Source organism: Pseudomonas sp. G7(2022) (assembly GCF_052660475.1).
This window is the reverse complement of sequence record NZ_CP109659.1, coordinates 131,404-141,990: the sequence shown is the minus strand read 5'-3', so window position 1 is coordinate 141,990 and position 10,587 is coordinate 131,404. Positions and strand designations below refer to the sequence as shown.

8 protein-coding genes are annotated in these 10,587 nt (G+C 61.5%); 6 read left to right on the top strand and 2 right to left on the bottom strand.

What is annotated here, in order from left to right; genetic code table 11:
- Positions 1-97 precede the first annotated feature (97 nt).
- Positions 98-436 carry a tryptophan synthase subunit beta gene (locus NE357_RS00670; RefSeq protein WP_169428307.1) on the top strand — a complete coding sequence of 113 codons (339 nt, stop codon included), beginning with the start codon at positions 98-100 and terminating at the stop codon, positions 434-436.
- Between the two features lie 221 nt (positions 437-657).
- On the opposite strand, the gene lapD is transcribed toward NE357_RS00670, so the two are convergent.
- Together lapD and lapG are read right to left on the bottom strand one after the other, a co-directional pair.
- Positions 658-2,604: a cyclic di-GMP receptor LapD gene (lapD, locus tag NE357_RS00665; RefSeq protein WP_169428306.1), complete on the bottom strand. Its 1,947-nt coding sequence runs from the start codon at positions 2,602-2,604 to the stop codon at positions 658-660.
- A 14-nt stretch (positions 2,605-2,618) separates the two neighbouring features.
- Positions 2,619-3,311: a cysteine protease LapG gene (gene lapG / locus NE357_RS00660; RefSeq protein WP_119428526.1), complete on the bottom strand. Its 693-nt coding sequence runs from the start codon at positions 3,309-3,311 to the stop codon at positions 2,619-2,621.
- A 194-nt stretch (positions 3,312-3,505) separates the two neighbouring features.
- On the opposite strand from lapG, the gene NE357_RS00655 reads away from it, so the two are divergent.
- From NE357_RS00655 to NE357_RS00635, 5 genes are all read left to right on the top strand, one after another.
- Positions 3,506-4,216: a GntR family transcriptional regulator gene (locus NE357_RS00655; RefSeq protein WP_169428305.1), complete on the top strand. Its 711-nt coding sequence runs from the start codon at positions 3,506-3,508 to the stop codon at positions 4,214-4,216.
- A gap of 753 nt (positions 4,217-4,969) precedes the next feature.
- Positions 4,970-5,743 carry a DUF3050 domain-containing protein gene (locus tag NE357_RS00650; RefSeq protein ID WP_169428304.1) on the top strand — a complete coding sequence of 258 codons (774 nt, stop codon included), beginning with the start codon at positions 4,970-4,972 and terminating at the stop codon, positions 5,741-5,743.
- Positions 5,740-6,669: a diiron oxygenase gene (locus tag NE357_RS00645; protein ID WP_169428303.1), complete on the top strand. Its 930-nt coding sequence runs from the start codon at positions 5,740-5,742 to the stop codon at positions 6,667-6,669. Before NE357_RS00650 ends, NE357_RS00645 begins: the two co-directional genes overlap by 4 nt.
- A 13-nt stretch (positions 6,670-6,682) precedes the next feature.
- On the top strand, positions 6,683-10,072 hold the full coding sequence (locus tag NE357_RS00640; protein WP_169428302.1) for an amino acid adenylation domain-containing protein: 3,390 nt from the start codon (positions 6,683-6,685) through the stop codon (positions 10,070-10,072).
- Between the two features lie 23 nt (positions 10,073-10,095).
- Positions 10,096-10,563 carry an SRPBCC family protein gene (locus NE357_RS00635; RefSeq protein ID WP_169428301.1) on the top strand — a complete coding sequence of 156 codons (468 nt, stop codon included), beginning with the start codon at positions 10,096-10,098 and terminating at the stop codon, positions 10,561-10,563.
- The last annotated feature ends 24 nt before the right edge of the window (positions 10,564-10,587 follow it).

Sequence of the window (10,587 nt, the reverse complement as noted above, 5' to 3'; positions counted from 1 at the left end):
TCTTCCCGGTGACGATTTCGTCCCCGCACCGCATACTCCCCTGCAGTTGGCTATGCTGCTGACAGCATGACGCTGGTCCATTTCCGAGGGATGCTCAATGTTTTACGTGCAACGCGATGCACAGGGTCAGTTGGTTCGCGTGGAAGCTGCGGCCTGGGCCGAGGCCACGGAAACGCTGCCCGCCGACCACCATGAAATCCAGGCCTGGTTCGCCAATGCGGCGGTGGAAAACAGCCTCAAACAGCTCAAACAGAGCGACCTGGAGATGATTCGGGTACTCGACGACCTGATTCAGGTCCTGACCCAGAAAGGCGTGATTCGCGTCACCGACCTGCCAGCGGCGGCCCAGGCCAAATTGATGGACCGTACCCAAGCCCGGGAAGCACTGGGCGGGTTGAGTCAGTTGATCGATGAGGATGAGGGCGGGTTGATCTGATTTGCCTGTAAGTACAGATCAAAAGCCAGCCCTCTCCCCAGCCCTCTCCCGGAGGGAGAGGGAGCAGACCGTGGGATATTGGGGTAGTACGCCGACGTGAAAGAGCTTCGCTGAATCCATAATCGACTCGATTTTTCAGGTCGATGTATAGCGCCAGACACCTCGGTCGGTCCCCTCTCCCTCCGGGAGAGGGCTAGGGTGAGGGCAGCGATCTCAATGACTCATCGCCAAGGCGCTGGCTCACCGAACAACTGCCCCTGAACCCCATACAACCCCATCTCGCGAATCACCGACAACTCCCCTTCCGTTTCGACCCGCTCGGCAATCAGCGGCAGATCGATACTGTGCGCCGCACGCTGGATAGCCTCGATGAACAGGCGCTTGTCGCTCTCCTGATCGATCGCGCGGATGTAGCTGCCATCGATCTTCAGGTACGCCAGCCCCAGCCGCGCCAGGTTGCCGATCATGCTGAAACGGCCGCCGAACCGTTGCAGGCTCAGGGAGAAACCGAGTTCGCGCAGGCGCCGGGTCAACTGCTCCAGCACCGCCTGCTCCGGCAGTTGCTCCTCGCCGATTTCCAGGGTCAGGCGCGGCCCCAGATTGGAGTGCGAGCGCAGAATCTCGAAGACTTTGTTCAGCGCCTGTGGATCGGCCAGGGTCGCCGAGGACAGATTCAGCGCCAGGGATTCTGCATGGTCGGCCATTTGCTCCAGCACTCGCTCGAGCATCAACCGGTCCAGTCGCGCGGTCCAGCCAAAGCGCTCCAGCCACGGCAGGAAACGCCCGGCGGGAATGGTCTGGCCCTGTTCGTCGAGCAGCCGCGACAGCACTTTGTAATGCAGCACCAGCTGTGTGTCCTGCGCCGCCACCACCGGTTGGAAGAACAGCTCGAAACGCCGCTGATTCAGCGCCTGATCGAGCAAGCGATGCCAGGCGTGGTGATCGTCACCGACCTCCGCCACCAGGCTCTGGTCGAGGCACGCCCAGTTCTGCTCGCCCTGACCTTCGGCCTGGGCCAGTGCCTGATCGCCGAGGCTGAGCACCGCTTGCGGCGAATCACCGTGAGCGAACGGCGCCAGACCGATAGAAGCCACGGCGGCCACGTCGGTGGCGCCTGTCGCATGCAGGCTGCTCAACGCACTGTCGAGACTCTGCGCCAGTTGCAGCGCTTCTTCGCGGGTCAGCCCCGGCGCCAGCACGGCGAATTCACCGCCGCGAATCCGGGTAACAAGGTTCTGGGTTTCCGGGTATCTGGCGCACTCGCGGGACAGTTGCTCGCCAACCGCTTTCAACAACTCATCGGTGCGCTGACCGCCGAGGCGCTGGTTGAGCCCGGCCAGATCCTTGACCCGCAACAGCAGCAGATAACCGGAACTGGCCTGCTCCGGGTTGCTCACCCGCGCATTCAGCTGCATCTCGAAATAACGCCGGTTGGCCAGCCCCGTGAGGTTGTCCTGATAGGACTCGGTGCGCAGTTTTTCGCTGCGCTCGGCCTGCTCCTGAAACAGCGCCTTGAGCTTCTCGACCATCTGGTTCATCGCCAGCACCACGCGGCGCAATTCCGGCGTGCGCGGCAGGTCCGGCAGGCTGAGAAATTCGCGGCGGGCGATGGCGTGGGATTGCTTGACCATGTAATCCAGCGGCTTCAATTGCCGACGCAGCAACAACGCGCCCAGCACCGCACTCACCGCGCCGCAGACCAGCAACCAGCCCAGGCTGCCGAGTGCGCTCTGCCAGAGTTTGGCCAGGGCGAACATCGGATGGCTGACCACTTCGACCCGCGCCGCCTGCTCCCAGCCACGGCTGACCAGAGCATCGCCACCGGCCGGCTCCAGGCCGATCAGTCTGACGAACCAGTCCGGCACGTTGGTGACGGCCGGAATGCCGCTGCGCTCGACAATGGTCTGATCGGTCTTCAGGTCGACCACACGGATGCTCGAATAATAACCGCTGTCAAAGATCGAACTGACCAGCAGCTCGACCATCGCCGGGTCGTCGATATTCGGTGTCAGCGACAGCGCCAGCGCTGTGGCGGCGTCCTGGGCGTGGGAGCGCAACTGGTTGACGTACTGGGTGCGCGAGCTCTCCAGGCTGACCATGAAGCTGCCGGTGAAGGCAACCACGAGGAACAGACAGATAGCGATCAACAGCTGTTTGAACAAGGACATCTGAGCGCGTGCTCCTAGTTAGTCGTCTCGACCGGGAATCCTTCGGCCTGCATTTTTTTCAACACATCCTGCCAGCGTGACAGGCGTTTGGTGTCGCCGACCTTTTTGTTGCCCTTGGCCCCCGGCAGGTACAGACCTTCGGCATTGAAAGAGTAGACCGGCAGCAAATCGGTTCGCTCGGAAGCCGGTTTGATCGGGTCGATCAGACTGTCGAGCACCAGTGGCATGGCGTCGGGACTGGAATAGTAGGTCAACACCATATGCGCGCGGTTCTGGCGCAAGGCCTTGACGTAGGTGATGCGCAACTTGTCACTGGCCACGCCGAGGTGGCGCAGGCTGAAATACTTGGCGATCGCGTAGTCTTCGCAGTCACCGGCGCCTTTCCACAAGGCTTCGATGGGCGTCTCCCAATAATCGACCTGGCCCCACAGGTCGATGTCCTCGACATAGCGCATCTGTTTGTTGAAAAACAGGTTCACCACTTTGAGCTTTTCCATCTCGCTGACCTGCTTCTGGGTGGCCAGCAGATTCTGCCAGGCGTCGATCCGTTGTTGCCCGGCGCCCAGCGGTCCGTACAATGCCGTGGCCTTGCGGCTGATCGCGGAAAAATCCCAATCGGCATGCAGACCGCCCAGCATGACGCCGGCCAGCAGCAGCGCGCAGGCAAGCCAGCGCGCAATCCGTGGGATCGCGAAACGTACCGCCAATGCAAGGCATCCAGAGCAGGAGGAAAGGCGTTTGATGGTGAAGGTTAGCCGAGCAAAAAACAATGGCACCCTGAGATCATCGCTGGCGCGCTAAACTTCAGATGTGACAGGGTTCTTCTACACGGTTTGACAACCTGTAGAGCAATCACTAGTGTCCTTTGGATCCAAATTCCGCAGTCAAAGGGTGTGCAGTTGTGACCCAGAAGCCCAAGCCACTCCACAGCATCAAAGTCGACGGGCCGATTCCCGCGCATATGGCGCGCTCGGTCATCGAGGAAACACTGCGCGCCGCGATTCTCGACGGGCGCCTGCCGTGCGGCACCGCCGTGCGCCAGCAGGATCTGGCGGACCTGTTCGGCGTCAGCCGCATGCCAGTACGCGAAGCGTTGCGTCAGCTCGAAGCCCAAGGCCTGTTGAACGTGGTTGCACACAAAGGCGCCGTGGTAGCGCCGCTGATCCAGGGCGACGCGACCGAAACCTATGAGCTGCGCATCCTGCTGGAGTCCGAAGCACTGCGCCAGTCGATCCCGCTGCTGACCCCGGCCGATCACGAGCGCGCGGCCGGCTACATCGAAGAGCTGGAAATCGAACACGACTACACCGAAATCGGCCGGCTCAACCGTCTGTTTCACATGGCGCTCTACAGCAAGGCGCCCAATGGCCGGCTGTTGCGGCTGGTGGAAGACGGCCTGAATGAAGAAGAACGCTTCCTGCGTTTCAACCTTGAGGCCATGGGCCTGGGCAAGATCTCCCAGGACGATCACCGTGCTCTGCTGCAAGCCGTGAAGCAACGGGACACCCCGCTCGCGGTGGCATTGCTGGAGCAGCACCTCAACCGTGGTGTCGAGGTCATCACCCGTTACCTTGCCAGCCCCGCCGCTCAAAATCGCAAGACCGCCCGCTGAACGCCCCTTCCGGGTGAGCGCCTGCTCACCCGGCGAATAACCCGCTTACAAATCCCCACGCCGGTCACGCTCAATTGCCGTGGCACTTCGGCGCCTTCGCTCTAACCTCCCCCCTGCTTTGGACAGCCCGGAAATTGCACCGCAAGGAAGTCATTTTCGACGATAGCCGCGGCGCCGATTTACGCGCACCCTTGGATCGCCAACCCAATATAGAACGGGGACGCGCCGCCCCGGCAGCAGTCCCCGCACCAGGAACCTACGGAAGGAGCCTTGTCACGGGAACAGGAAGAAACGGCGCCGTTACAGCCCGACTTCATCCCCTCATATTCATTCAACTACTCAATTGGAAAGTTGCTTCGAGTGAGGCATTCACTCTTGTCGTTCAATTTTGGCCATTAAACGCCGAAAGGAGCAACTACGCCCAAATAAAACTTAACTCATAAGTTTTATCAGACCCACTCATACTTGAAAAACAGCCAACTAAAAATAATTAAAAATAAACTTGTTAAGTTGTTTTGCGATGTATTAGTTTTTCTTCGCCGAGTTTGGATCCGAAATGACAAACCCGGCCCAACCCTGCAGTACGGCCTCGATCGCGACGGTTTCACCGTCCGCTGCTGTCTCGGGCCCTTCAGACATTGCCTGTTTTCATCGAAACCGAATGAGGCTGTCGTTCGCCTGGAGAAACTTGTTCAACGTTATTAGCGATTGATTGAGCAGTCCCTATTCCCTATTAGCCAGAGTCTCGCAACCATGCCAACCAAAGAGCAACTTACACTAAAGAAAGCCGAACTCAGCGTTCATCCGATCTTCTCCGAAATCGATTCTTTGGCGACATTGCGCCGGTTCATGGAGTCCCATGTATTTGCTGTCTGGGACTTCATGTCACTGACCAAACGCCTGCAGCAGGAACTGACTTGCACTCGTCTGCCGTGGTTGCCGCCGCGCGATCCGCATGCAGCCAGACTGATCAACGAAATCGTGCTCGGGGAAGAATCGGACGATCGGCTGTCACACGGGCATTACAGTCACTTCGAACTGTACCTTGATGCGATGCGCGAAGTCGGCGCGGACACGACAGCGGTGGAGCGCTTCGTGATGCTGCAGCAGGAAGGCGTGAGTTACGACGTCGCCCTGCAAAGCGTCGAGGTCGATCCGGCCGCTGCGCAGTTCGTGCGTGACACGCTGCAAACCGCACTGCATGCGCCGGGGCACAGCGTGGCCGCCGCCTTCCTGCACGGTCGCGAGAGCGTGATCCCAACCATGTTCCAGCGCATGCTCGATGCCTGGGGCATTGGCGTCGAACAGGCGCCGACCTTCCGTTACTACCTGGCGCGACACATCGAGGTCGACTCCGAAGACCACGGCCCGGCCGCCGAGCAACTGCTGGACCGTCTGGTCGATGGCGATCCACAGCGCGAAGCCGAGGTTTACGCCAGCGCCATCGCCGCCGTGGAAAGCCGCATCGCCCTGTGGGACGGCCTGCGCCTGAGCATGCGTGAACCGCTGGCGGAGGTGGCCCAATGAACGCCGCCGACTACCAGTCTTTCGCCGATGCCTGGGAAAGCCGCGCGACCATTCGCACCCGGCCGCGTCGTGTGCTGGAGGACGACGCGCGGCTGATCTATCCGCTCAGCCGCCAGCCGTTGGTGCTCAGCGAAACCTTCCTGCGCGAATGCCCGGAACAGCGTGATTTCGCCCTGGTGCAGACGCTGTACAAATTCATCAACGACGTGGTGATTTTCGAAACCGAGATCGTCGACAAGACCGCCCGCAGCATCGCCAAGAACCGCTTCGCCTTGGCGTTCCCGTTCGCCTGTCGTTACGACGCCATGACCGTCGTCGTGGATGAGGATTACCACGCGCTGGTGGCGATGGATTTCATGCAGCAGACCGTGGCCCTGACCGGTATCGAGCCCATCGAGTTGCCGGATGAAATCGAACTGAGCCGGGCAATTCCGGCCGCCGTCGAACTGGCCCCGGAACACCTGCGCAGCGCCGTGGAGCTGATCTGCGTGGCCATCGCCGAGAACACTGTGACTGGCGATGTCGCGGCGTTCGCCCGGGACGACACGGTCAAGCCGTCGATCAAGGGCCTGATGGCTGACCATCTGCTGGACGAGGGTCGGCACTCGAGTTTCTGGGCGCGGATGGTGCGCATCTACTGGCACACCGCGAGCGATACGGATCGTGAATGTATTGCGCAGATCCTGCCGGTGTTCATCGGCCACTACCTGACCAATGACATCCAGAAATCTTTCGACCTGCGCCTGATCGATGCCTTGCCGGTCAACGATGCCACCCGCCGCGCCCTGAAAGACGAGATGGCCGGGCTGGCCTTCCCGATCAATCGCCACCACCCGCTGGTGGGCAACATCGTGCGTTTTTTCCACAACAGCTCACTGCTCGACACACCGTGCGTACGGCACGCCCTGCGCGACTACCTGGTTTGACAAGGAGGCTGACATGAGACGTCTCGACATTTTGCTGAAGGGCCGCAGCCAGGCCTTGACCGACCTGGCGCAGGAGCTCGAACAACACGGTCATTCATTGCTGACGGCGTTTGCTCCGTCGGTGGATCTGGTGATCGATGACGGCAGTCTTGCGCCGCAGGATTACGGCACGACACCGCACCTGAACTTGCGCTTGGGCATCGGTGCAACGGGCATCGGCGGACTGCCGGTTCTCGATCTGCTATGCCTCTGCAACACGACACTGCTGAGCCGCGTGCCCATCGCCGACGAACCGTCCGGTAACGGTCAGGCCCTGCGCCAGCGAACACTGGCGCAGGTGGTGGACGAAGTGGCGCTGCTGGTCAGTCGCTTCTCCCGCGATGCCGAGTATTTCCAGCAGGCGACGACGGCCCGTGCGCCGGACTTCGAGCAGGTGGAAAACCTGCTGTTTCTCGACAGCCTGGCGTATGTGCATCGCTTCAATGCCACGGCCAACCCGGCCTTGTTGCAACAGGCGCAGATCCCGGTGATCGAGCGGTTGCAACAGAGCCTGATCGAGCATGCGAAGCGCCCGGCGCTGCACCTCGCCGAGCAGTCGATCAGCTACCGCCAGTTGCATGATCACAGCCGGGCGATCCAGCAACGTTTGCTGGCCATGCTGGAGACACAGCCGCAACCGTGGGTGGTAGGGATTTGCCTGCCGAAATGCGATGCGCTGTTTGCTTCGATTCTGGCGATTCTTGGCAGCGGCGCGGTGTATCTGCCACTGGAACCCAGCCATCCGCTTCAACGCCAGCAGTACATCCTGGAAAACGCCGGGGCGGTGCTGTTGCTGCACGATGGCGAACACCCGCTGAGCGGTTCGATGCCAGGGCTGGATGTCTGTCGCATCGACCGCACTGACGTCGATCTGTCGCAACCGTTGATGCGTCGTCGGCCCGAGCTCGATGCTCCGTGCATGGCGCTCTACACCTCTGGCACCACCGGGCATCCGAAGGGTGTACTGCTGACTCAGGCGAACCTCGCGCACTTCACCGCGTGGTACGCCGACTATGTGCAGTTGCGGGCAGAGAGTCGGGTACTGCAGTTCTCGTCGCTGAGCTTTGACTCGTCGCTGATCGACATCTTCCCGACCCTGCTCGAAGGCGCGGAACTGGTGGTGCCCGACGACAACCAGCGCCGTGATCCGCTGCAACTGGTGGCGCTGATCCGCCGTCGGCAACTGACCCACGCGTTCCTGCCGCCGGCGCTGCTGAGCATCCTGCCGCTGGAGCAACTGCAAAGCGTCGGGCAGATCATGACCGGCGGTGATGTCTGCGAGCCGTTCGTGATCGAGCAACTGACGCGCCAGGGCAAGTTGCACAACCTCTACGGTCCCACCGAAGCCACGGTGTTGATCACCGCACGACAGCTGCAACCGGGCGACAGCAATCGCACCCTCGGCGGGCCGATTGCCAACAGTCAGGTGCTGATCCTCGATGACGATCTGCAACCGGTGCCGGAGCAAACGGTGGGCGAATTGTTCATCGTCGGCCCGGGCGTGTGCCTGGGTTACCTGAACAATCCCCAGCAGACGGCGGAGCGCTATCTGCATCTGGAGCTGCCGGACGGTCAGCGTCTGCGCGCCTACCGCAGCGGCGACATGGCCAAGTGGGGCGAAGACGGCATCGAGCTGTGCGGACGCCGCGACAATCAGGTGAAGATCCGCGGCTTCCGGGTCGAGCCGGAAGAGATCGAGCGTTGCCTGCGCGAGAGCCAGTTGTATCGGCAGATCGCCGTGGTGATCGACAGTCAAAGGCGGATTCTGGCGTTCTTCGCGCAGCCGCAATCGGATGCCGCCCGCGATGCGCTGAAGGCACATGCCCAGCAGTTTTTGCCCGACTACATGCAACCGGTGGCGTGGACGGAGCTGCCGAACATGCCGTTCGCCGCCAACGGCAAAGTCGACCGAAAAGCCTTGCTGGAACTGCCGGTAAGCGTGCAGGACAGCGGCCCGAAATGCCTGCCGGCCAACGCCGACGAAGCGCTGCTGCTGGAGATCTGGGGCGAGTTGCTGGAGTTGCCGACCAGCGACATTTCCACCGACGAAAGCTTCTTCAATCTCGGCGGTCACTCGATTCTGCTGTCGCGCATGCTCCTGCGTCTGCGGGAGGAATTCGGTCGCAGCATTTCGATCAACCGCTTCATCGAACTGCCAACCATCGCCAAGCTCGCCACGCTGGTGCGCGGCACCGACGACAGCGCGGTACTCAGCGCACAGGCAATGGCCGACGCCGAGCGAGCGCTGGATATCGAGCCGTTGCCGATCAGCCGCATGGGCGATGTGCACAAGGTGATTGTCACCGGCGCCAACAGTTTTGTCGGCGTGCACATCGTCGAGGCGTTGCTGGGTTGGGGCGCCAGCGAGGTGGCGTGCCTGGTGCGCGATGGCGGCGGACAAACCGCGGCGCAGCGCTTTGCCCATTCGTTGCGAGAGAACCGGCTGGAGCATCTGGACCTGAGTCGGGTGCGGGTCTATTCGGCGGACATCACCCAGCCGCAACTGGGTCTGGCCAATGACGACTTCGTGCGACTGGATCGCGAGTTCGGCGCGTTGGTGCACAACGCCGCCAACGTCAATCACGTCCTCGATTACGAGTCGTTGGCGGCGGACAACGTCGAGCCGATTTTCGAACTCCTGCGCCTGTGCGAAGGGCGCAGCAAGAAGGTGTTCAACTTCGTCTCGACGCTGTCGGCCTCCAGCACCGTCGACGACGCGGGCCGGGTGCTGGAGCTGCCCGCCGCACCGACGCCGCCGATCTACATCCGCAACGGCTACAACCTGTCGAAATGGGTCGGCGAACGCCTCCTCGAACGGGCCCGGGAGCGCGGGGTGCGGGTCAATCTGTACCGGCCCGGCAACATCAGTTTCAACAGCCTCAGCGGCGTCTGCCAGCCGCACAAGAACCGTTTGATGCTGATGCTCAAGGGCTCGATCCAACTCGGCCAGGTCCCGGCCTTCGCGCTGAACTTCGACCTGATGCCGGTGGACTTTCTCGCCCGTTTCATCGCCTTCCACGCCAGCCGTTATTCGCCCGAACGGGCGGTGTTCAACCTGCACAACCCGGAGCCTCTGAGCTGGGATGCCTACGTCGCGTCATTCCGCGAAACCGGCAGCGAGTTTTCACTGGTCAGCGTCGCCGACTGGCAACAGCAACTGGGCCGGGTCGACGCCGACAACGCGCTGTTCGGCGTGCTCGGTTTCTACCTCAACGGCTTCGAGGAAGACATCGGCGACATCTCCCTGATCGGCCACGCCAACGCCCAGGCCGGCGTGCAGCAGATGGGCGCGCACTACCCGGAAAAATCCCCGGCGCTGCTGCGTCGCGGCTGCGACTACCTGAAAGAAATCAACTTCATCTGACTCATCAACCAAGGAGCAACACCATGAGCAATCTTCAACCCGACACCCTGATCAAAAACCCTCACGGCTGCCACGTCGTGTCTTCGGTGGAAGTGCCGGTGGACGCCAGACAAGTGTGGGCGGTGGTCGGCCAATTCGACGGTTTCGACCGTTTCATCCCGGCCCTGTCGCACATCGAAATGACCGGCGAAGGCGTGTCTTCGCTGCGCAAGAAGTTCTTCAAGGATGGCAACGTGGTGGTCGAGCAACTCAACTCCCGGGACGACCAGGCGCTGAGCATGACCTGGACCACGATCTACAACACGCTGGGCGTGGCCAACCTGTGGGCGGCGATGAATGTGGAATCGCTGGGCGCGGGCAAGTCGCGGGCGACCTGGACGATCATTGCCGAACCCGCCTCCGGCGGCCCCGAGGCGCTGCCGGGGTTCAAGGATTTCGTGCAGGGGTTTGCCGATGATGCGATGGGCAATGTGCTGAAGCTGTTTGTGTAAGGCATGAAAAAGCCCGCTGCGGAT

Bases quoted from the DNA above. Each gene is read 5' to 3' on its own strand.
- NE357_RS00640 (WP_169428302.1), top strand. From the start codon at position 6,683: ATGAGACGTCTCGACATTTTGCTGAAGGGCCGCAGCCAGGCCTTGACC.
- NE357_RS00670 (WP_169428307.1), top strand. From the start codon at position 98: ATGTTTTACGTGCAACGCGATGCACAGGGTCAGTTGGTTCGCGTGGAA.
- NE357_RS00650 (WP_169428304.1), top strand. From the start codon at position 4,970: ATGCCAACCAAAGAGCAACTTACACTAAAGAAAGCCGAACTCAGCGTT.
- NE357_RS00645 (WP_169428303.1), top strand. From the start codon at position 5,740: ATGAACGCCGCCGACTACCAGTCTTTCGCCGATGCCTGGGAAAGCCGC.
- NE357_RS00635 (WP_169428301.1), top strand. From the start codon at position 10,096: ATGAGCAATCTTCAACCCGACACCCTGATCAAAAACCCTCACGGCTGC.
- lapD (WP_169428306.1), bottom strand. From the start codon at position 2,604: ATGTCCTTGTTCAAACAGCTGTTGATCGCTATCTGTCTGTTCCTCGTG.